The sequence below is a fragment of the Allosphingosinicella sp. genome (genome assembly GCF_036387615.1).
In the GTDB taxonomy this organism is placed as follows: Bacteria; Pseudomonadota; Alphaproteobacteria; order Sphingomonadales; family Sphingomonadaceae; genus Allosphingosinicella.
The window spans coordinates 12544-34155 of record NZ_DASVTH010000029.1 but is presented as its reverse complement, the minus strand read 5'-3'; the positions used below and the strand labels follow the sequence as shown (position 1 = coordinate 34155).

The 21612-nt window shown below is 65.6% G+C and carries 21 protein-coding genes; 9 read left to right on the top strand and 12 right to left on the bottom strand.

Going from position 1 to position 21612, the window contains the following annotated elements:
- Positions 1 to 66: 66 nt before the first annotated feature.
- The 4 genes from VF631_RS04975 to VF631_RS04960 are packed head-to-tail and all read right to left on the bottom strand — an operon-like array spanning position 67 to position 3916.
- Positions 67 to 1209, bottom strand: coding sequence for an acyl-CoA dehydrogenase family protein (locus VF631_RS04975; RefSeq protein ID WP_431849247.1), 1143 nt, complete (start codon positions 1207 to 1209; stop codon positions 67 to 69).
- Between the two features lies 1 nt (position 1210).
- On the bottom strand, positions 1211 to 2314 hold the full coding sequence (locus tag VF631_RS04970) for an acyl-CoA dehydrogenase family protein (RefSeq protein WP_431849173.1): 1104 nt from the start codon (positions 2312 to 2314) through the stop codon (positions 1211 to 1213).
- Positions 2299 to 2706 carry an endonuclease domain-containing protein gene (locus VF631_RS04965; protein ID WP_431849172.1) on the bottom strand — a complete coding sequence of 136 codons (408 nt, stop codon included), beginning with the start codon at positions 2704 to 2706 and terminating at the stop codon, positions 2299 to 2301. The genes VF631_RS04970 and VF631_RS04965 overlap by 16 nt, the downstream gene beginning before the upstream one ends.
- 46 nt (positions 2707 to 2752) lie before the next feature.
- A complete protein-coding gene (locus VF631_RS04960; RefSeq protein WP_431849171.1) occupies positions 2753 to 3916 on the bottom strand; it encodes an acyl-CoA dehydrogenase family protein in 1164 nt (387 codons plus the stop codon).
- 78 nt (positions 3917 to 3994) lie between these two features.
- On the opposite strand from VF631_RS04960, the gene VF631_RS04955 reads away from it, so the two are divergent.
- The 4 genes from VF631_RS04955 (at position 3995) to VF631_RS04940 (ending at position 9000) form a co-directional block, all read left to right on the top strand.
- Entirely contained in the window at positions 3995 to 5293 is a 1299-nt protein-coding gene (locus VF631_RS04955) for an acyl-CoA dehydrogenase family protein (RefSeq protein WP_431849170.1), read from the top strand.
- Complete coding sequence (locus VF631_RS04950) at positions 5290 to 6066, top strand: SDR family NAD(P)-dependent oxidoreductase (RefSeq protein ID WP_431849169.1); 777 nt, start codon at positions 5290 to 5292, stop codon at positions 6064 to 6066. The genes VF631_RS04955 and VF631_RS04950 overlap by 4 nt, the downstream gene beginning before the upstream one ends.
- Before the next feature lie 88 nt (positions 6067 to 6154).
- Entirely contained in the window at positions 6155 to 6925 is a 771-nt protein-coding gene (locus VF631_RS04945) for an SDR family NAD(P)-dependent oxidoreductase (RefSeq protein ID WP_431849168.1), read from the top strand.
- A gap of 14 nt (positions 6926 to 6939) precedes the next feature.
- Positions 6940 to 9000 carry a 3-hydroxyacyl-CoA dehydrogenase NAD-binding domain-containing protein gene (locus VF631_RS04940; RefSeq protein WP_431849167.1) on the top strand — a complete coding sequence of 687 codons (2061 nt, stop codon included), beginning with the start codon at positions 6940 to 6942 and terminating at the stop codon, positions 8998 to 9000.
- Between the two features lie 21 nt (positions 9001 to 9021).
- On the opposite strand, the gene VF631_RS04935 is transcribed toward VF631_RS04940, so the two are convergent.
- Positions 9022 to 10104, bottom strand: coding sequence for an alpha/beta fold hydrolase (locus VF631_RS04935; protein ID WP_431849166.1), 1083 nt, complete (start codon positions 10102 to 10104; stop codon positions 9022 to 9024).
- A 181-nt stretch (positions 10105 to 10285) separates the two neighbouring features.
- On the opposite strand from VF631_RS04935, the gene VF631_RS04930 reads away from it, so the two are divergent.
- A complete protein-coding gene (locus VF631_RS04930) occupies positions 10286 to 10747 on the top strand; it encodes a hypothetical protein (protein WP_431849165.1) in 462 nt (153 codons plus the stop codon).
- Between the two features lie 31 nt (positions 10748 to 10778).
- Here VF631_RS04930 and VF631_RS04925 read toward each other — a convergent pair whose 3' ends face one another.
- Positions 10779 to 10937 carry a hypothetical protein gene (locus VF631_RS04925; protein ID WP_431849164.1) on the bottom strand — a complete coding sequence of 53 codons (159 nt, stop codon included), beginning with the start codon at positions 10935 to 10937 and terminating at the stop codon, positions 10779 to 10781.
- A gap of 127 nt (positions 10938 to 11064) precedes the next feature.
- Positions 11065 to 11883, bottom strand: coding sequence for a PilZ domain-containing protein (locus tag VF631_RS04920; protein WP_431849163.1), 819 nt, complete (start codon positions 11881 to 11883; stop codon positions 11065 to 11067).
- Between the two features lie 132 nt (positions 11884 to 12015).
- Here VF631_RS04920 and VF631_RS04915 point away from each other — a divergent pair, with 132 nt between their 5' ends.
- Complete coding sequence (locus tag VF631_RS04915) at positions 12016 to 12588, top strand: alpha-ketoglutarate-dependent dioxygenase AlkB (RefSeq protein ID WP_431849162.1); 573 nt, start codon at positions 12016 to 12018, stop codon at positions 12586 to 12588.
- Here the strand turns inward: VF631_RS04915 and VF631_RS04910 are convergent, their stop codons facing one another.
- The 4 genes from VF631_RS04910 to typA form a co-directional block, all read right to left on the bottom strand.
- Entirely contained in the window at positions 12589 to 13284 is a 696-nt protein-coding gene (locus VF631_RS04910) for a cell wall hydrolase (RefSeq protein WP_431849161.1), read from the bottom strand.
- Between the two features lie 245 nt (positions 13285 to 13529).
- Positions 13530 to 13883, bottom strand: a complete 354-nt coding sequence (locus VF631_RS04905) for a YbaN family protein (protein WP_431849160.1) — start codon at positions 13881 to 13883, stop codon at positions 13530 to 13532.
- 11 nt (positions 13884 to 13894) lie between these two features.
- Positions 13895 to 14335, bottom strand: coding sequence for a hypothetical protein (locus VF631_RS04900; RefSeq protein ID WP_431849159.1), 441 nt, complete (start codon positions 14333 to 14335; stop codon positions 13895 to 13897).
- A 57-nt stretch (positions 14336 to 14392) separates the two neighbouring features.
- A complete protein-coding gene (gene typA / locus VF631_RS04895) occupies positions 14393 to 16225 on the bottom strand; it encodes a translational GTPase TypA (RefSeq protein ID WP_431849158.1) in 1833 nt (610 codons plus the stop codon).
- Positions 16226 to 16684: 459 nt separating this feature from the next.
- Between typA and VF631_RS04890 the strand changes: the two genes are divergently transcribed.
- Positions 16685 to 17866 (top strand): hypothetical protein, encoded by a 1182-nt coding sequence (locus VF631_RS04890; RefSeq protein ID WP_431849157.1) that lies wholly within the window; start codon positions 16685 to 16687, stop codon positions 17864 to 17866.
- Between the two features lie 47 nt (positions 17867 to 17913).
- Positions 17914 to 18513 (top strand): fasciclin domain-containing protein, encoded by a 600-nt coding sequence (locus VF631_RS04885; RefSeq protein ID WP_431849156.1) that lies wholly within the window; start codon positions 17914 to 17916, stop codon positions 18511 to 18513.
- 27 nt (positions 18514 to 18540) lie between these two features.
- On the opposite strand, the gene rmuC is transcribed toward VF631_RS04885, so the two are convergent.
- Entirely contained in the window at positions 18541 to 20079 is a 1539-nt protein-coding gene (rmuC, locus tag VF631_RS04880) for a DNA recombination protein RmuC (protein ID WP_431849155.1), read from the bottom strand.
- A 215-nt stretch (positions 20080 to 20294) separates the two neighbouring features.
- On the opposite strand from rmuC, the gene VF631_RS04875 reads away from it, so the two are divergent.
- A complete protein-coding gene (locus tag VF631_RS04875) occupies positions 20295 to 21521 on the top strand; it encodes a type III PLP-dependent enzyme (protein WP_431849154.1) in 1227 nt (408 codons plus the stop codon).
- Positions 21522 to 21612: the final 91 nt, after the last annotated feature.

The following is a 21612-nucleotide window of genomic DNA, read 5'->3' as shown; positions in this document are numbered from 1 at the left end:
AACTTCTTCAGCAGCTCCGGAAAGAGGTTGATGCCGGATCAAGTCCGGCATGACGAACAGGAAAGCTCAGCCGCCGCGCCTCATCGTCTCTCGCGCGATGACGAGCTGCTGGACCTGGCTCGTCCCTTCATAAATCCGGAACAGGCGTACGTCGCGGTACAGCCGTTCGATGCCGTAGTCGGCGATGTAGCCGGCCCCGCCGTAGATCTGGACTGTGCGGTCCGCGACGCGGCCGACGGTCTCGCTCGCGAAATATTTGGCGGCCGCGGCCTCGAGCGTGATCGGCTGGCCGGCATCCTTGAGCGCGGCCGATTCCAGCACCAGCGCCCGCGCCGCCATCGTCTCCGTCTTGGAATCCGCGATCATCGCCTGAACGAGTTGATGCTCCCCGATCGGCTTGCCGAACTGGCGCCGTTCGCTCGCATAAGCGACCGCATCGCCAATCAGCCGCTCCGCGATGCCGACGCAGACCGCCGCAATGTGCAGCCGCCCGCGATCGAGCACGCGCATGGCGATCTTGAAGCCCTCCCCTTCTTCGCCGAGCCGATTGGCGGCGGGAACGACCACATCGTCGAAGTTGACGTCGCAGACATGCGCGCCCTGCTGGCCCATCTTGCGCTCGGGCCGGCCGATGCTGACCCCCGGCAGGTCCGCAGGCACAAGGAAGGCCGAAACGCCGCGCGCGCCCTCCCCGCCGGTTCGGGCCATGACGGTGAACAGCGACGCCTTGTCGGCATTGGTGATGTAGCGCTTCGTGCCGGACAGCCGATAAACCTCGCCGTCGCGGACGGCGCGGGTCTGGACGGACGCGCTGTCGGAGCCCGCGCCGGGTTCCGTCAATGCGAAGCTGGTGATGATCTCGCCGCTCGCGATGCGCGGCAGCCACTCGGCCTTCTGCGCATCGGTACCGGCCATGATCAGGCCCTGGCTGCCGATGCCGACATTGGTCCCGAACACGGAACGGAAGGCCGGCGTGGTGCGGCCCAGCTCGAGCGCGACCCGCACTTCCTCGGTCATCGACAGCGCTAAGCCGCCATGCTCCTCCGGGATTGACAGCCCGAACAGGCCCATCTCGCGCATTTCCTGCACGATCTCGGTCGGGACCTCGTCCTCGCGGTCGACCTGGTCTTCGAGCGGGCGCAGCCGCTCCGCGACGAAGCGACGGATTGCGCCGAGCAGCGCGTCGAAGGTTTCGGGATCGAGCGCCAGCTTAGTAACCCTTCATCCGTGCCAGCCGATCGGCATGGTAGTTGGCATCTCCGAACAGTTCGTTCAGCACCCGGTCGCGTTTCATGTAGAGGCCGATGTCGTACTCGTCCGTCATTCCGACGCCGCCGAACATCTGCACGCCTTCCTGAACGGCCTGCGTGGAAACGCGCCCGGCCTTGGCCTTGGCGACGTGGCTCATGGCCGCGGCTTCCTCATCGCCTTCGTCGAGCAACTGCTGCGCCTTCAGCGTCGCCGCGCGGGCAATCTCAAGCTCCGCGTAGAGATCGGCCTGGCGGTGCTGAAGCGCCTGATACTCGCCGATCACGCGCCCGAACTGCTTGCGCTCCTTGATATAGGCCACGGTCTGCTCCGCCGCCGCGCCGCCGACCCCGACCAGCTCGGACGCGGCGCCGACCCGGCCGGCCCGCAGCACGCGCCGCAGCGCCTGCTCATCCCCGATCGGCGCATCCACTTGTACGCCATCGAACCGCATCCGCGCGGCCATGCTGGAATCCGCCAGCCGCGCCGGATCGACGCTGAGTCCGTCTGCGTCGCGTTCGACCGCGAACAGGGCGGTGCCCTCTTCCGTCTGCGCCGCGACCACGATCAAGTCGGCCGATCCGCCCTGGACTACGAACGATTTCTCGCCGGTGAGCTTGTAGCCGTTGCCCGAGCGCTCGGCCGCCATAGCGATGTCGTGCGGGCGATGCTTGGGACCTTCGTCGACGGCGAGCGCGGCGACCGTCTCGCCGGCCAGGATGCCGGGAAGCCAGCGCCCGCGAAGCTCCTCGCCCGCCCCGCGCAACGCCTCCACCACCGCCACGGCCGTGATCAGGAAGGGCGAAGGCGTCAGGTTGCGCCCGATCTCCTCCATTACGATGCCCGCTTCGACGTGCCCGAGCCCGAGTCCGCCATCGCCCTCTTCCACCAGGATACCGGTGAAGCCCATCTCCCCGAACTGCCTCCACAAAGCATGGCCGAACCCATCCTTGCAGTTCATGTCCCGATATTTGCGCAACTGCGACGCGATCGCGCCCTCCGACGCCATGAAGTCCCGCGCCGTATCGCGCAGCATGGTCTGGTCTTCGGTCAGGTAGAGCGGCATTGCGCACCTTTCTCCCTCTCTCCTTCAGGGGAGAGGGTCGGGGAGAGGGGGAGTTGGAGTGCCTGCTGGATGACCAGCAGCACACCATCGAGATTGTGGGTCACTTCAGCATTGGTGAAGCGGAGAACCTCGTAACCTTGCTCCCGCAGGTAGATCGTCCGACCTGCATCATAGGCTTCTTGCAAGACATGCGTCTCACCATCGACTTTTACGACAAGCATCTTCGGCGTGCGGCAGGCGAAATCGACAATGAATTTTCCGATCACGACCTGGCGACGGAACTTCGCGCCGGCGAAGCGCTTGGCGCGCAAATTCAGCCAAAGCCGCTGCTCGGGCCCTGTTTGCTCTCGTCGCATGCTCTTCGCACGTTCTAGAAGGACTTGGTCTCGCAATCGAACTCCCCTCTCCCAACCCTCTCCCCTGAAGGGGAGAGGGCTTTCAAGCCCCCGGCAGCTGGAGAATATGCTTGGCGATGATGCCGAGCTGGATTTCGCTAGTGCCGCCTTCGATCGAATTGGCCTTGGTGCGCAGCCATTCGCGCGCCGCCTTGCCGCCGCGGCTGCGCTCGGATTCCCACTCAAGGGCGTTCGATCCGCCGGCGGCCATGACCAGTTCGTGCCGGTCCTTGTTGAGCTCGGTACCGGCATATTTCATCATGCTCGGCTGCGCTGGATGCGCCTGCCCGGCCTTGAGCTCGTCGATGAACCGCTCCGACATGGCCCGGAACGCCATCGCGTCGACATCGAACCGCGCAACGTCGGCGCGCAGCAGCGGATCGTCGGCGAGCCGGTCCTTGACCGCTTCGCCGAGCGAGCCGCCGCCCCCGCCCAGCCCCATGCCGCTGATCATCTCGCGCTCATGGCCGAGCAGATATTTTGCAACGTCCCAACCTCGGTTGATCTCGCCGACGATCTGATCCTTGGGCACTTGCACATCGTCAAAGAAGGTCTCGCAGAAGGGCGAGTTGCCCGAGATGAGCAGGATCGGCTTGGTCGACACGCCCGGCGAAGCCATGTCGAACAAGAGGAAGCTGATCCCCTTGTGCTTGGGCGCCTGCGGGTCGGTGCGGACCAGGCAGAAGATCCAGTCCGCCTTGTCGGCGTAGGAGGTCCAGACCTTCTGGCCGTTGACGAGCCAGTGATCGCCCTTGTTCTCGCATTTGGTCTGCAGCGAAGCGAGGTCGGAGCCCGCGCCCGGCTCGGAATAGCCCTGGCACCAGCGGATCTCGCCGCGCGCGATCTCGGTCAGGAACCGCTTCTTCTGCTCCTCGGTGCCGTACTTCAGCAAAGCCGGCCCGAGCATCGAGATGCCGAAACTGTAGAGCGGGTTGCGCGCACCGATCCGCGCCATTTCCTGGCGCAGGATCTTGGTTTCGGCCGGCGAGAGCCCGCCTCCGCCATATTCCTTGGGCCAGTCGGGCACGGTCCAGCCGCGCTCGGCCATGATCCGCATCCAGCGCTCCTGCGCCTCGCTCTTGAATGTCGCGTTGCGCCCGCCCCAACAAGCGTCGCTCTCGTCCAGCACCGGTTCGCGCATCTCGGGCGGGCAGTTGGCATCCAGCCAGGCGCGCGTCTCTTGCCTAAACAGGTCCAAATCAGCCACTGGCCTTGTCTCCGATGCGGGTCCGGGATAGCCGGAAACATAGGTTGACGGGCACGTAAAGCCAAGCGAGGCGACGCGATGGATTTTACCCTTACGGAACGCGAAGCTTTCTACCGGGACCGGGTCCGCGACTTCATCGAGACTCATGTTCGGCCCCGCACTGCCGACTACAAACGCCAGGTCGCGGCCGGCGATCGCTGGCAACCCGTCGAGGTGATCGAGGAGCTCAAGCCCAAGGCCAAGGCGGCGGGCCTGTGGAACCTGTTCATGCCGCCCGGTTCCGCGCTCCAGCATGTCGACGAGACGTTTGCGTTCGAAGGCACCCAGCTCACCAACCTCGAATATGCGCTTTGCGCTGAGGAAATGGGGCGGATCGGCTGGGCCTCGGAGGTCTTCAATTGCTCCGCGCCCGACACCGGCAACATGGAGGTTTTCCACCGCTACGGCACGCGTGAGCAAAAGGAGCAGTGGCTGCGGCCGTTGATGAACGGCGAGATCCGCTCCGCCTTCTTGATGACGGAGCCGGGCGTCGCTTCATCGGATGCTACCAATATCCAGTGCGAGATTCGCCGCGACGGCGACGACTATGTCCTGAACGGCCGCAAATGGTGGTCGTCGGGCGCGGGCGATCCGCGCTGCAAGGTCGCGATCGTGATGGGAAAGACCGACACCAAGGCGCGCAAGCATCAGCAGCAATCGATGGTACTGGTTCCGCTCGACGCGCCGGGCATCACCGTCGAGCGCGCGCTCACCGTCTACGGCTATGACGATGCGCCGCACGGCCACATGGAGATTGAGCTCAAGGACGTACGCATCCCCGCGTCCAACATGCTCCTGGGTGAGGGTCGCGGCTTCGAGATTGCGCAGGGGCGGCTCGGGCCGGGCCGCATCCACCATTGCATGCGCACGATCGGCGCAGCCGAGGAGGCGCTTGCGGCGATGGTGAAGCGGCTGCAGAGCCGCGTGGCCTTCGGCAAGCGCCTGTCCGAGCACTCGATCTGGGAGCAGCGGGTCGCGACGGCGCGGATCGACATAGACATGTCGCGCCTGCTCTGCCTCAAGGCCGCCGACATGATGGACAAGGCCGGCAACAAGGCCGCCAAGCTCGAGATCGCGATGATCAAAGTCTACGCGCCCAACATGGCGCTGCGCATCATCGACGATGCGGTGCAGGCCCATGGCGGCGCCGGCGTCAGCCAGGATTTCGGCCTCGCCTATAGCTGGGCCGGGATCCGCACGCTCCGGCTGGCGGACGGGCCGGACGAGGTCCACAATCGCGCCATCGCGCTGATGGAGTTCGCCAAGCACGCCCCGACCGACCTTCGCGCCAGCGAGGCGGGGCAGCCGAGCGGCGCCGGCGGAGGAGCAGCGGCATGAACCTGTTCGACCTCTCCGGCAAAGTGGCGATCGTCACCGGCTCCTCACGCGGCATTGGCCGGGCGATCGCGGAAGCGCTCGCCGACCAAGGTGCCAAGGTGGTCATCTCCAGCCGCAAAGCCGAGGCCTGCGAGGAAGCGGCGCAGGCGATCAACGCCAGGCATGGCGAAGGCACCGCGATCGTGGTCCCCGCCAACATTTCATCGAAGGAGGCACTGCAGACGCTCGCCGACGAAACCCGTCGCCAGCTCGGCCGCATCGACGTGCTGGTCTGCAACGCCGCGTCCAACCCTTATTACGGGCCGATGGCGGGCATCACGGACGATCAGTTCCGCAAGATTCTCGACAACAATGTGCTGGCCAACCACTGGCTGATCTCGATGGTCGCGCCCGAGATGATCGAGCGCAAGGAAGGCTCGATCATCATCGTTTCGTCGATCGGCGGGCTGACCAGCTCGACTGTGATCGGCGCCTACAACATCTCCAAGGCGGCGGACTTCCAGCTCGCCCGCAACCTCGCCGCCGAGTTTGGGCCCTCAAAGGTCCGCGTGAATTGCATCGCCCCTGGCCTCGTCCGCACCGACTTCGCCCGCGCGCTGTGGGAAAATCCGGACACGCTCAAGGCCGTAACCCGGGGCACGCCTATGCGCCGCATCGGCGAGCCGCACGAGATCGCCGGCGCCGCCGTCTTCCTCGCTTCTCCGGCTTCCACGTTCATGACGGGGCAGACGATCGTCGTCGACGGCGGCTCGACGATCGGAGTGGGGCTGTGACCGCGTCGCCCCGTGCTCCTGCGAAGGCAGGAGCCCGGTTCAGCGGCTGCATCTGGGTTCCTGCTTCCGCAGGAACACTGAGGCGGCCATGAGGCTTCAGGATAAGGTCGCGATCGTCACCGGCGCTGCATCCGGCATCGGTCGCGCGAGCGCTCAGCTGTTCGCGGCCGAGGGCGCACACGTCATCGCCGCCGACGTGAACGAGCCCGAGGGCGGCGACAACATCGTCCCCCTCCGTGCGGACGCCGGCAGCGAAGAAGATGTCGCCCACCTGATCCGCAGCGCCGTGGCCCGGTTCGGCGGGCTCGACATCGTCTTCGCGAACGCCGGAATTTCCGGCGGCCTCGCCTCCATCTTCGAGCAGACGCCAGAGGACTGGTCCGAAATCCTGCGGGTCAACCTGATCGGCCCGTTCCTCGCCATCAAGCATGCCGCGCCACTCATGAAGGAGCGCCGCGGCGGCTCGATCATCTGCACGGCCTCCGTCGCCGGCATCCGCGCCGGCGCGGGCGGCCCGGCTTATTCGGCGTCCAAGGCCGGCGTCATCAATCTCGTGGAGGTTGCCGCAACCCAGCTTGCCGGCGCAAACATCCGCGTCAACGCGATCTGCCCGGGCCTGATCGAGACCGGCATGACCAAGCCCTTCTACGATTGGGCCCGGCAGAGCGGCAAAGAGGACCGGCTCGGCCACCTCAACCCGCTAAAACGCGGCGGCGTGCCCGATGAGATCGCCCATGCCGCCCTGTTCCTCGCTTCGGACGAGAGCAGCTACGTCAACGGCCACGCCCTCGTCGTGGACGGCGGCCTCTCGATCTCGCATCCCTATAATCGTCAGGAATATGGCCAGACCTCGGCCTGAGTTGGAGACAGCTTATGAACCCGATCACCACCAACCGCCACGGCGATGTCCTGATCGTCCGGTCCAACAATCCGCCCGTCAACTCGCTCGGCCATGCCGTCCGTGAAGGCCTGGTCGCGGCGATCGAGGAAGCCGATGCCGACGATCAGGTGAAGGCTGTGGTGATCCTGTGCGAAGGCAACACCTTCTTCGCCGGCGCCGACATCAGCGAGTTCGGAACGCCCAAGGCGTTCGCGCAACCGATGCTCCCGCAGGTGGTCGATCGAATCGAGGCGTGCACCAAGCCGGTCGTCGCCGCCATTCACGGCACCGCGTACGGAGGCGGCCTGGAGGTCGCGCTTGCGTCCCATTACCGGATCGCCGTGCCCTCGGCGAAGCTCGGCGTCCCCGAGGTCAAGCTGGGGCTCCTCCCCGGCGCGGGCGGGACGCAGCGACTGCCGCGTGTCGCGGGCGTGCAGAAGGCGCTGGAAATGGCGGCAACGGGCAATCCAATCGGCGCCAAGGAAGCGTACGAGGTCGGCCTGCTCGACAAGCTCATCGAAGGCGATCTCGAACAGCATGCGGTCGCCTACGCGCACGAAGTCGCGGATTACCGCCCCATTCCGAAGTCGAGCGAGAATGACGACAAGCTTGCCGAAGCTCGCGCCAATCCCGCCATATTCGAGGAGTTCCGAAAGGCGAATGCCCGCAAGATGAAGGGCTTCGATGCGCCGGAATACAATGTTCGCGCAATCGAGGCGGCCGTGCAGAAACCCTATGCGGAGGGCGTGCTGACCGAACGCCAGCTTTTCATGGAGCTGATGAGCGGCACCCAGGCGCGGGCCCAGCAATATTTCTTCTTCGCCGAACGCAAGGCCTCCAAGATCGACGGCCTGCCCGAAGATACGCAGCCGCGCCCGATCGCCCGCGTCGGCGTGATCGGCGCCGGCACGATGGGCGGCGGCATCTCGATGAACTTCCTGTCGGCCGGGATCCCCGTCACCATCGTCGAGATGGCGCAGGACGCCCTCGACCGCGGTACGGGCGTGATGCGCAAGAATTACGAAGCGACCGCGGCCAAGGGCCGGATGACGGCGCAGCAAGTCGAGGGCGCCATGGGGCTGCTGAAGCCGGCGCTCGACCTGAATGCACTGGCGGACTGCGACCTGATCATCGAGGCTGTGTTCGAAAACATGGATGTGAAGAAGGATATCTTCGGCAAGCTCGACGCGATCGCCAAGCCGGGTGCGATTCTCGCTTCAAACACCTCCTACCTGAACGTCGATGAGATCGCGGCCAGCACCTCACGGCCGCAGGACGTGGTCGGACTCCACTTCTTCTCGCCTGCAAACGTGATGAAGCTGCTCGAAGTCGTGCGCGGCGCGAAGACGGCGCCGGACGTACTGGTGACGGCCATGCAGCTATCCAAGAAGATCAAGAAGGTCGCGGTGGTCGCAGGCGTCTGCCACGGCTTCATCGGCAATCGCATGCTGTTGCCGCGCCAGGTGGAAGCAAACAGCCTGTTGCTGGAAGGCGCCACCCCCGAACAGATCGACCGCGTCCATGTCGGGTTCGGAATGCCGATGGGCCCGTTCCAGATGGCGGACCTGGCCGGCGTCGACATCGGCTGGCATCGGGATCCGTCACGCGTCGAGAATGTTCGCGACGCCCTTTGCGCAATGGATCGCTGGGGGCAGAAGAAGGGCGCCGGCTTCTACGATTATGACGAAAAGCGCCGCCCCTCCCCGTCCCCGGTTGTCGCCGGCATCATCGATGATTTTCGCGCCCGCGAAGGCGTCCAGCCGCGCGACATCTCAGATCAGGAGATCATCGAGCGCACGCTCTACACGATGGTGAACGAGGGCGCGAAGATCCTGGAGGAAGGCATGGCCCAGCGCGCGTCGGACATCGATGTCGTCTGGGTCTACGGCTATGGCTGGCCGGTCTACCGGGGCGGCCCGATGTTCTGGGCAGACTCGGAAGGGCTGCCGAAGATCGTCGAGGGCCTCCGCCGCCAGCAGGACCGCCTCACCGACCCCCGCCTCTCCGACCTCCTCGTCCGCAAGGCGGGGGCGGGGGAGAAGTTTACGCGGTAAGGCTCCTCCACCAGGACGAGGTCATTTCTCCGTTCGGGCGAGCAGGTCAATTAAGTCCTGCCGCCAGAACTTGGCCCAGGTGTGCGTCCCGTGCCCGCGTGTGTCGCTGGTGGCGCGGATAAGGATGTAGCGCGCGGTCGGCATCTGGCGAGCGGCGTCCTCGGCGATCCCGTATTCGGAGGGGTTGATGAAGTCGTCGGCGGAGTTGACCCAGGTCATAGGCACGCGGATGCTCTCCACCCGCGGCCACGGATTATAGGTCCGCGAGGCTTCGAGCTGATAGATCAGGTCGTTGGCGTCCCGGGTCGGAATGTCGCGCGCGATCCGCTCGACGATGTAGGCGTCGGCCGCGTCGCGGGTCGGATAGGCCTTCTGCAGATGGAGCGGCGCGAAACCGGCGATCTGGAGGATGCTGACGGCGGTGCGCAGGCCTTGCAGCGGTTGCGTGCCGTAGTTGCCGCCGGCCCAGGCGGGATCGCTTCGGATCCCCTCCACCGCGGCCTTGCGCCACATCCGGTTGTGGCCGGCGATCTCGGTCGGCAGGCAGGCCATCGGCATCATCGCCCGCGCGAAGTCCGGGTGCGTCTGGGCCCACACGAAGCCGTGCATGCAGCCCATCGACGTGCCCATCAGCAGGCGAAGCTTGCGCACGCCAAGGCCCTCGACCAGCATCCGCCGCTGCGCCTCGACCATGTCGTCATAGTCGTACTTGGGAAACCGCATGCGCATGCCGTCGCTCGGCTTCGACGATTTCCCGTGGCCGATATTGTCCGGCAGGATCACGTAATAGCGGCTGATGTCGAGTGGCTGCCCCGGTCCGAACAGCTCTTCCGCGAACTGCGGCTGGAGGAACTGCCGCCCGGTCCCGCCGGTGCCGTGCAGCACCATCACCGCATTGACGATCCCGCCGCTCCGGTCGCGCCTCGGCTTGCCGAGCGTCGCGACATGCATGCGCAACTCCGGCAGCCGCTCGCCCGTGCGGAAGCGGAAGTCCCGCAGCGTCACCTGCTTCTCGTTCAGCATGTCGGCGTAAGCGGACTGGGCGGCGGCCGGGGCTGCAGCGATCAGGGCGGCCGCGGCGGCGATCATGGCGAAGAGCTTCATGGCGGCGGACGCTACTCGCCAGCCAAGCCGCTGAAAAGCGTTGAGAAGCCCGGCGCCCCTGAACAGCCGTTCATCGGCGGCTCAGGCTCTGCTTGGTTAACAAGGTATCCGGGACGGGCGTTTGGGACGGCCGAGTCGGCCTCCTTGCGCTCGCGCCCGGTTCACCGGAGGAGCCTGTACCATGCTCAAGAAGTTCCTGTTCAGCCTAGCCGCCCTGTTCGGCGCTTTCGCCGCGGTGCCGTCCGCCGCAGAAGCGCGCGGGTACGGCTACGGCTATCACGATCCTTACTACGCCCGCAGCTATTACGCCCCGCGTCACTACTACGCGCCGCGCCATTATGCGCCGGCCTATTACCCCCGCACCTACTATGTCGATCGCGGCTATTACGGCCACGGCTACGCGCCGCGTCATTACAGCCGCTACAGCCATCGGGACCGTTACTATGGCCAGCGTCATCGCTGCGGAAGCGGGACCACGGGCGCGATCGTGGGAGGCGCTGCCGGCGCTCTGCTCGGTCGGGAAATCGGGCGCGGAGGCCGGCGCGGCTATTACGGCTATCGTCGGGGCGGAGGCACGACCGGTGCGATCATCGGCGGTGCGGCAGGCGCGCTGCTCGGTCGGGAAATCGGGCGCCGCTGCTAAGGACGGGGACGCTCAGGTGCAGGCTCTCTGACTAGAGAGCCTGCAGCACCGTGGCATGCTGCTCGGCCCTTCGGGCGAAGTCCTCCGCCAGTTCGCGATGCCAGGCCTGTGCCTGCGGCGTCATTGCGCGCTGGGCGGCGCGCTTTTCTTCATGCGCGCGCCTGGAGAAGTAGCGGTGATTTGACTCCATCTTGCTCTCCCGGGACTGTTACTCGCATCCGAGGGGGCACCCCGCCCCTTCTTTCACATGCCAAAGCATATGCAGGCAATTTGGTTACGACGGCGTTAAGGGTCTGGCTTTCGTCCTTCGCTAGAAATCAGGGCTGCGGCGTCAGGTCGTCGGGCAGGAACTTGTCCCACATCGCCGCCCACGGGGAATCCTTGCTGCCGTCCGATTTCAGATATTCGGGCTTCAGCATATGGTCTGCCGCACAGCCGGACGGCTTGGCGTTGGCCAGCAACCGAAGATCGAACTTCTCGTCGAACAGGACCCCCATCTGGCCCGCCCGGCACCAGCGCACCTCGCCGGTCAGCGTGCCAGCCTCGGCAAGATTCAGACGAACCGCGGAACCGGGCGCAAGGCTGCGCTCGCACTCCAGCATCGCACCGTCCGCCGAGATGTTGCGCAAGCGGACGTTGAACGCCTCGAAACTCCAGTAGAGCGTTCCGGTCCAGATCAGGCCGTGGCGCGCCGCCCGCATCGACAAGGGCTTGCTGGTGCGCTCCGGAATTACGGACGCCTGCGAGTGCGAAGCCACCACGAAAGCGCGTGTCTTGGCGAGGCCGACGATGTCGGTCTGCTGCTCGAATTCAAGGCCGATCCGGTTGCCCTTCACCCAGCGCACCGTGCAGCGCGTCCGGTTGCAGTCGGCGAACTGGATCTGGAGGATCTCGCCGATCCGAGGCTCGATGTCGCTCTCGATCATCGCGCCCAGCGAGGACAAGTTGACGATCGACACCTGCACCTTCTTGCGGCGGAATGTCACAGTGGCGGCATCGGTGAGATCGCGCAGCCGGTCCTCGCGGCGGTGATTGGTGATCCGGGCCGCCGAGCGGTTGACTGCGATCGCCGTCAGGCTCGCCCCTTTAGGCTCCGCCTTCTTCTGCTTGGGCGCAACCAAGCTGGGCCTGTGCACCCCTTCGCCCGCGACGAATGTTGAGCGGATATCGTGCATTGTCCCCCCGGAAACGGTTCGCGACGCTTATGCCTCAACAATCCTTACCGAAATGCTGACGATGAGATCGTTCGATCGGGATTGGGCGAGGCAATGACTCCCGGTCAGCTCGACTTGTTTCCAACCGCGCCCGCTCTCCCTGCGGGACTGCGCTATGCGCCGGACGTGATCACGCCTGAGAACGAGGCCTCGCTGGCCGATGCCATGGTCGCGCTCCCGTTCCGCCCTTTCCAGTTCCAGGGCTTCACCGGCAATCGTCGCGTGGTTTCGTTCGGCTGGCGCTATGCCTTCGACGGCAGCGGCCTGCACCGTGCCGAACCGATCCCCGATTTCCTGCTACCAGTCCGCGACGCCGCGTCCCGCTTCGCCGGCCTCGCCCCGAACGCACTCGAGCATGTGCTTGTGACCGAATATGCACCTGGCGCCGCGATCGGCTGGCATCGCGATCGGCCCGTCTTCGGTGAGGTCGTCGGCCTGTCCCTCCTCTCCCCGGCGCGCCTTCGCTTTCGTCGCAGGTGCGAAACCAAGTGGGAGCGTGCGGACCTGATCGCCAAGCCGCGCTCGGCATACCATCTGACCGGAGAGGCGCGATCCGAGTGGGAGCACAGCATCCCCGCGGTCGAGGAATTGCGTTACTCGATCACGTTCAGGACGCTGCGCGCCTGATCAGCTGTAGAAGATGTGAAGCCCGATCTTCTTTTCGCGGCTGAGGCGCTTGCCCCAGCTCGGCGCGACATAATCGGCATGGTACCAGAGCACGTCCGACTTGAGCTTGTCGTCAAGCTGGCTGGCGGCGATCTGCGCGATCGCGACGGCCTTGCCCCAGGCCTTGCTGCTCTTGTTGATCGGCGGGAATTCGCCGTTGCGGATGAAGGAGAATTGCGCCTTCTGCGTCACCACTTCGCAGATGGTGGACGGATACTTTCCGGAGGCGGCGCGGTTCAGCACGACCTCGGCGACTGCCAATTGCCCTTCGATCGGCTCGCCGCGCGCTTCGAAGTAGACTGCGCCCGCCAGGCAATGCCGCTGCGCGTCAGGCACATCGGTGTGCGCCAGCTGCGTCACCATCTCCGAGAGGGAGCGGGCACGGGGAACCGACGCATCAGCAAATGCCACCAGCTCGCCCGCAATGCGAGCCGCCGAGTGAGCCGCAATCTGCGTCTCGATGCCCGTTGCGTCGGCTACCACAGTTTCGTTGCTCGGAGCGGAGTGGCCCTCAATCAGCGCTTCGGCATGGTCCAGATAGGAAGCAGTGGCCGGAGCCCCCACTTCGCCCGCCTCGGAGGGCGCGGCGATCACGGAAGACAAGGCAAGACCCAGCGCAGCCGCGGCAATGCCGCCGGCCCGAACAAATCGGTTCATTCAAGTCCCTAGTTCCATGCGGTGGGCATGTGCGCGGCGACGCGATCCTTGCGCGTCCCGTCAGCCCCCCGTCTCGCTTGGTCGCCCGCTCCGTCGCCGGCTGACCCGCTCCCGCTCAGTGGTGACGCGGCTTTGGTTAAAATCGACAAGCGAGTCAACGCGACGGGGGCGAGCGGCCGGACGAGTCGGGCTGAATCGGCGACGACCCGCGGAACCACTACGAATATCACTGATAATTCAGCAACTTACGTGCTTGTCGGGCGGGTCAGAATCCATGTGGAGCCAATGAGTGCTGCCGCCGCCGGGATAAGCGCGGCCGGCCACGACAGCAGGGCGAAGCCGATCAGAGCGCTGATCCCGAAAGCCGCCACCGCCGCGCGCTTGCCGCGCCGGCTGATGCTGCCCTGCTCGCGCCAGGCGCGGATATGCGGCCCAAAGCGAGGGTCGGCGAGGATGCGTGCTTCCCAGGCCGGGCTGCCGCGGGCGAAGCAGAAGGCGGCGAGTAGCACGAACGGGACGGTGGGAAGCAACGGCAGGAATATCCCGACGAAACCCAGCGCGAGCGAAAGGATGCCAGCAACCCGGTAAGCGAGCCGCACCGGCGCGATCCTCAGCCGGCAATCAGCTTGACGAATGCGCTGGGTACCCATCCAGACCGGCATGGGCCGTCATACGCCCGCCGGCTCGTGATCGGCGAGGAGACGCCGCACTCCGGGCCAAGAGAGCCCGCATCATTGAAGACGACGCCCAGCCAGCGCTGATCGTGCGAGCGCGCGCAGATGAAGAAGCGTGCCCCGGCCGGCATGCGCCCGGTCTCCGCCGCCGCCTCGAACGGCGCAAGTCTGACCGGCAGCGCCGCTCCGGCGTCAAGATGCCGTGTCGTCCCCGCGGTCCCGCACGCATCGAAGCTGGCGCCCATCTCGCCAATCCGGACGGGCACGGCTTCGGGCACGCTCGCTGGCGGCGGCGCAGCCGGCTGCTGGTTCAGATCCTGCGCAAAATGGTCGTCCTTGACGGCCTCTCCGCAGGCGGCAGCCAGAAGGCTGGCCATCAGAATCGCAATCCTCATCGGCCGCTTGTAGCCGAACCGGCGGCGAGCCGCGACAGCCTAAGCCGCCTCGCTGCGCCGCGAAGCGCGTTTGCGCTCATGCGGGTCGAGATGGCGCTTGCGGATGCGGATCACCTTGGGTGTGACCTCGACCAGTTCATCGTCCTGGATGTAGGCGATCGCCTGCTCCAGCGTCATGCGGCGCGGCGGCGTCAGGCGGATGCTCTCGTCCTTCGGGCCGGAAGCGCGGAAGTTGGTGAGCTGCTTGGACTTGAGGGGGTTGACCTCAAGGTCCTGCGGCTTCGCGTTCTCGCCGATCACCATGCCCTCGTAAAGCTTGTCTCCCGGCGAGATGAAGAGCACGCCGCGCTCCTCGATCATGTTGAGCGCGTAGGCGACAGCCTCGCCCTGCTCCATCGAGATCAGCACGCCGTTCTGCCGCCCCTGGATCGGGCCACGATACGGACCGTATTTCTCGAACAGGCGGTTCATGATGCCGGTGCCGCGCGTGTCGGACAGGAATTCGCCGTGATAGCCGATCAGGCCGCGCGACGGCGCCGAGAAGGTGAGCCGCGTCTTGCCGCCGCCGGACGGGCGCATGTCCGTCATCTCGCCCTTCCGCATCGCCATCTTCTCGACGACCGTGCCCGAATGCTCGTCGTCGACGTCGATGACGACGGTCTCGTACGGCTCCTCGCGGCCGTTCGGGCCGTCCTGGAAGAGCACGCGCGGACGGCTGATCGACAGCTCGAAGCCCTCGCGGCGCATCGTCTCAATCAGCACCCCGAGCTGAAGCTCGCCGCGCCCGGCCACTTCGAAGGCGTCGCGTTCCTGGCTTTCGGTGAGGCGGATGGCGACGTTGGTCTCGGCCTCGCGCTCCAATCGGTCGCGGATGACGCGGCTTTGCACCTTGTCGCCGTCGCGGCCCGCATAGGGGCTGTCGTTGACCGCGAAGCTCATCGCCAGGGTCGGCGGGTCGATCGGACGCGCGTGCAGCGGCTCGGTTACGGACGGGTCGGCGAAGGTGTTGGACACGGTTGCCTTGATGAGGCCGGCGATGGCGACGATCTCGCCCGCTTCGGCGCTTTCGACCGGGACGCGCTCGAGGCCGCGGAAGGCGAACACCTTGGTGGCGCGCCCCGCCTCCACTTCGTTGCCCTCGACGTCGATCGCCTTGATCAGGCTGTTCACGTTGAGCCGGCCGCTCTCGATCCGGCCGGTCAGGATGCGGCCGAGGAAATTGTCGCGGTCGAGCAGGGTCGCCAGCATCTTGAACGGTCCGTCGGGGTCGAGGCCGGGCGCGGGAACGTGGCTGACGATCGTCTCGAACATCGGCGTGAGGTCGCCCGAGCGCACATCGTCGGTCTCGCCGGCGTAGCCGTTGCGGCCAGACGCGTAGAGCACCGGGAAGTCGAGCTGCTCGTCGGTCGCGTCGAGGCTCAGGAACAGTTCGAAACATTCGTCGAGCACTTCGGCCGGCCGGGCGTCGGGACGATCGATCTTGTTGACCACCACGATCGGGCGCAGCCCGAGGCTCAGCGCCTTGCCGGTGACGAACTTCGTCTGCGGCATTGGCCCTTCGGCCGCGTCCACCAGCAGGATCACCCCGTCGACCATGGAGAGGATGCGCTCGACCTCCGCGCCGAAATCGGCGTGGCCCGGCGTGTCGACGATGTTGATGTGCGTCGTCTCGCCACCATGCTCCCACTCGACGGAGGTGCACTTAGCAAGGATGGTGATGCCGCGCTCCTTCTCGAGGTCGTTCGAGTCCATCGCCCGCTCTTCAACGCGCTGGTTGTCGCGGAACGTGCCGGACTGGCGGAACAGCTGGTCGACGAGCGTCGTCTTGCCATGATCGACGTGGGCGATGATCGCCACGTTGCGGAGGCTCATTACGTTTTCCTGATTGGGGAGTTCGAGGTGCCTATAAGCACGGCAATGTGACGCAACAAGGGCGGCAGCATCGGCAAGGCCAACGGATCACCGCTCAAGGAGTTCGACACCTGAAAGGGCACGTGCATATGGATCACGCTCCGCCGCAGCATATGGGATTGAGTGACCCTCTGATCAGTGAGGGCTGACTGGGCGGCAAATGGGTTTCGCGGGCTTCGCGGTACCGCTTGTTAATCTTGGTTAACGCGCTAAGTGGGATGGGTCGCAACGAGTCGGGATCACCGGCTCCTGCCTCTGGGCGGGCGGCGGTTACTCCCTGACCTGACCGCCCGCCCCTTTCCGCCGTCCTGAACGCCCGATGAAGGCGCGGTACCGGCCAAGTTCACTGCGCGTCGTGCAAGCCCCTTTTCCGGAACACCGCCCCCCGAGGCAGGTTTCAACCGCAAAAGGAGTATGCTTATGCGCAGTGCAATTTTGATCGCCGGCGCCATTGCGCTGACGGCGAGCATTCCGGCATCAGCCAAGCCGGGCGGCGGCGGAGGGGGCAAGCCCGAGAAGCATGAAGGCGGCGGCCACGGCGGTGGCGGTCACGGCGGCGGCGGTGGGAACGCCCAGAAGCATCAGGGTGGAGGCGGCGGGAAGCACCACGCCGGCGGCGGTGGGGGCGGCAAGCCTCACAAGGCCGAACATCGGGGCGGCGGCCAGTTCGATCGCCCGGTGTTCCGCGAGCATCGCAAGGCGGAGCCCGCCTTTGCCCGCGAGGGGCGCCGCCGAGATTGGAGCGGCAAGCCTGCAAAAGCCGACCGGAAGTGGGCACGCGCGGAGCGCAAGGCCGAGAAGCGCAGCTTCACCAAGGTCGAGAAAAAGGCCTGGAAGGCTGAAGCCAAGCGCGCGGACCGCGTTGTGCGCGCCGAACGAGGTCAGGATCTGCGCCGGGTCCGCTACGAGGATCGGCGGCTGGACGCCCCTCGTGAACGCTATCGAGATCGCTACGCCGGCCAACGCTACGCGGGTGAGCGTTACGCTTCCGATTGCCCGCCCGGGCTCGCGCGAAAGAACAATGGCTGCCTGCCACCCGGACAGGCCAGGAAACTGTTCGCGGTGGGCCAGGCGCTGCCCGTCGCTTATTACAGCAGCTACAACGTGCCGTCCGAATATCAGGACTGGTATCAGGACACGCCCGATTACCGATATCGCTACGATGACAGCGGCTACATCTATGGCGTGGACGGTCAGTCGGGACTGATCGAGAGCCTGATTCCGTTGCTGGGCGGCGGGTTCGGCATCGGTGAAGTCCTTCCCGCCGGTTACGACGCCTACAACCTGCCGATGTCCTACCGCGACGATTTCCAGGACAGCGACGACTCGCTCTACCGTTATGGTGACGACGCCATCTACCAGGTAGATCCGCAGAGCCAGATGATCGAGGCCGTGGTGGCGTTGCTGGGCGGAGACCTCAATGTCGGGCAGCAGCTCCCGTCCGGCTACGATGCGTACAACCTGCCTATGGAGTATCGCGACCAGTATCAGGACAGCGACGAATCCATGTACCGCTATGCGGACGGCAACATCTACGAGGTCGATCCGCAGTCGATGATCATCGAGCAGATCGTCGCTCAGCTGACCCGAGGCTTGTCATGACGCGGGCGGAACGGCATCTGGTGCGCTGAATTGTGGGAGTGTGCCAGATGCCCGTTCGCCTTGCTCTCAGCCTGACTTGTTTCCTGGCGCTGGGCGCCTGCGCAGATCAGAACGCAGCGGGCAACCAGGCCGGGAATGCGCCGCCGGCCGGATCGGCTTCGGCGGGCGGAACCGTCAGCTCGGCTCCCGCGCCCACCTCAGCCAAGACGCTGTTGGAGGGTGTTGGCCAGTCGGCAGACCACACGACGCTCGGCGCGGCCGTCAAGGCGGCTGGACTCGAGAAAGTCTTGGCCGGCGCCGGCCCCTACACCGTCTTCGCGCCGACCAACGCCGCCTTCGCACAGCTCCCCGCTGGGGCAGCGGAAGGGCTGATGCGGCCGGAGTCGAAAGCGGCGCTGACCGGCATCCTCACCTACCACGTCGTGCCTGGCGTCGTGACCGCAGCCGATCTGAGGGCGGCGATACGCCGCCGCGGCGGCAAGACGGAGCTTGCGACCGTGCGCGGCGGCAAGCTGACGATCGCCGAGGCGGACGGCGCTCTGGTCATCACCGACGCAAAGGGTGGCCAGTCACGCGTGACGCAGGGCGACATTCTGCAGTCCAACGGGGTGATTCACGTCGTCGATGCGGTGCTGATGCCGAGATAGCCGTCAGCCCCGCCCCCGCGAGCCGTGCTATTCGGCTGCCTCGGGAAGGTCCGGGGCGACCAGCTTGGTGAGCGGACGGATCGCGACCTCCGCAATCGGGAGCGACTCGATTCTCGTGCCGCCGGTTTCCACCTTCAGCTCCTCGAACCGGCGCGCCTGGGTCAGCACCTGACTCTCAAGGCTGCCGACGAAGCTGTTGTAAGCATTCGACGCCTGGTTGAGATTGGTCCCGAGTTTCTTCACGTGGCCCGCCATGGTGACCAGCCTCTTGTAGAGCTCCTTGCCGACCTCCCCGACTTCCTTGGCTTGGGCCGCGAGGCTTTCCTGCCGCCACATGCCGGCCATGATCTTGGCGAGCGCCAGCATGTTGATCGTGGAGGCGATGATCACGCCGTTCTTGAACGCGCTCTCGATCAGGTCCGGCGCGCGCTCGGCGGCGGCGGAGAGGAAATGCTCGCCCGGGATGAACATGATGACGAAATCGGGCGAGCGTTCGAACTGACGCCAATAGCCCTTGCGGCCAAGGTCGTTGGCATAGCTCTTCATCGCCATTGCATGCTGCAGCAGGTGCTCGATGCGCCTGGCTTCGTCCTCTTCCTCGAACGCCTGTTCGAACGCGACCAGGGGGCATTTCACGTCCACCACGATGCAGCGATCGCCCGGCAGGTTGATCACGCAATCGGGGCGCAATTGGCGCTCACCATCGCTCACTGTCGCCTGGAGAGTGAAGTCGACATTCTCGGCCAGGCCCGCGGACTCCAGGATGGTGCGCAGCTGCTCCTCGCCCCAGCGCCCGCGCGCCTTGGGGCTCGAACGCATCACGTTGGCAAGCCGCTGTGTTTCGCGGCGTACGACCTCATTGCCCACCGAAAGCTGTGCGACGGCTTCCTTGAGGGCGCCATAGCTGTCGGTACGGGCCTGCTCCACCACCTTCAGCCCCTGCTCGTAACGTTCAAGCGTCGTATGAACGGGCTGCAGCAGAGCTTTGATTTTTTCCTCATTCTGCCGGCCGGCATGGCCGAACCGCTCCTCCGCCTGCTTCAGGAAACGATCGTGCGCGCCATCGACGGCCTTTCCTGCAAGCTCGCCGAAGCGCGCCTCGAGTTTGGCTTCGATCTCCTTCAATTGGCCCAGCTGCTTCTCGTGGGACTGGCTGCGCTCGGCCTCGCCGCGTTCGAAGGCGGCCTTGGCGGCGGTGAGTTGTTCCTTTTCGGCGCGCAGATCCGCCAGCTCCCGATCCTGGCGCTCCGCCCGCTCCGCGACGGGACGAAGGCGGTCTGCTTCCGAACGCGCTTCCGCACTCGCCGCACGCTCGTCCGCCAGTTCGGTCTCCAAACTGGCCAGGCGCTTGTTCCGCTCGCATTCGGTCGCAAGGTCCCTGATCGCATCGTTGAACCTGGTGCGCCAAGACTCGACCTCGCTCCTGAGGCTGTCGCGCTCCTCGCGGGCAGATTGAAGATCGGCCTGCAAGGGCTTCAATGCCCTGCCCCCAAGGATCCAGCCGAGCAAAAGCGCCGCAAGCATCGCCAAGGCCGCCACCACCAACGTCAACACGGACCCGTCCATTGCTTCACCCTTCGGAACGAAGTGTGAACCTAGAGCGGTCGAGCGGCCGTCTCAAGCTGCAAGTCGGGCGTATGGCGGTTAACGCGCTCATGCAGCGGCCTAATGGACTTTACACGCGCCCCCCACCCCCATATATCGCGCACCGCTGCCCCATGGGGACTTCCAATAACCGCAAGGCAGCCTTGGTCGTCACTACCCCTTGGAGGTCCCTTGAATTGCACAAGCATCATCGCGCGCTGGGGCTAGCTTCGCCCCACGACGGCAACCGGGATGTTGCCGCCATCGCTGAAGGGCGTCCGGTCCAGCCGGTGACCCTGCTTCGTCCGCACGCCGCCCAGCGCGCCGCCCGCTTCTTTTCAGAGAAGTTTCCGGGCCGGTCGATCTATGCGGTCAAGGCGAACCCTTCGCCCGACCTGATCCAGATCCTGTGGGACAGCGGAATCACGCATTACGACGTCGCCTCGATCGCCGAGGTGCGCCTGGTTGCTGAGACTCTTCCGGAAGCGACGCTTTGCTTCATGCACCCGGTGAAAGCCGAGGAAGCGATCGCGGAGGCGTACCACCAGCACGGCGCCCGCACCTTCTCGCTCGACACCATGGACGAGCTCGAGAAGATCCTGCGTGCGACCGGCAACGCGGCGGACCTGAACCTGTGCGTTCGGCTGCGCGTCTCTTCTGATCATTCGAAGCTCAGCCTGGCTTCGAAGTTCGGGGCGGAGCCGGGCGAAACCAAGGCGCTGCTGTTCGCGGCGCGCCAGGCCGCGGACGCGCTCGGCATCTGCTTCCATGTCGGCAGCCAGGCGATGAGCCCGGCCGCCTATTCCGAGGCGATGAGCCGCGTTCGCGCGGCGATCGTCGAGGCGGCCGTGACCGTGGACATCGTCGATGTCGGCGGAGGCTTCCCCTCCTCCTACCCGGGCATGGAGCCGCCGCCGCTCGAAGCTTATTTCGACGTCATCCACGCGGCGTTCGAGAGCCTGCCCATTTCCTACTCGGCCGAATTGTGGTGCGAGCCTGGCCGGGCCTTGTGCGCGGAATATGCGAGCGTGCTGGTCCGCGTCGAGAAGCGCCGGGGCGACCAGCTCTACATCAACGACGGCGCTTACGGCGCCTTGTTCGATGCGGCGCATATCGGCTGGCGGTTTCCGGTGAAGCTCGTCCGCGAGCCGGATTCGGACGCCAGGGACGTCGCCTTCAGCTTCTACGGGCCGACCTGCGATGATCTCGACCATATGGCAGGGCCGTTCATGCTGCCGGCCGACGTGCAGGCCGGCGACTATATCGAGATCGGGATGCTCGGCGCTTATGGCTGCGCGATGCGGACCGGTTTCAACGGCTTCGGCTCCGATCTTCGCGTCGTGGTCGAGGATGAGCCGATGACTTCGCTCTACGCCGATGTTCCGGCGCGCGAGGTTGCAAGAAGCAACGTGGTTAAGCTCTAAGCAAGCCGCGTCTGTGTAGACGGACGGTGACCTGCGTGGCCTTCGGGAGCCCGGGTCCCGTCCATATCTGTGAACTATGTACCGAAGGACC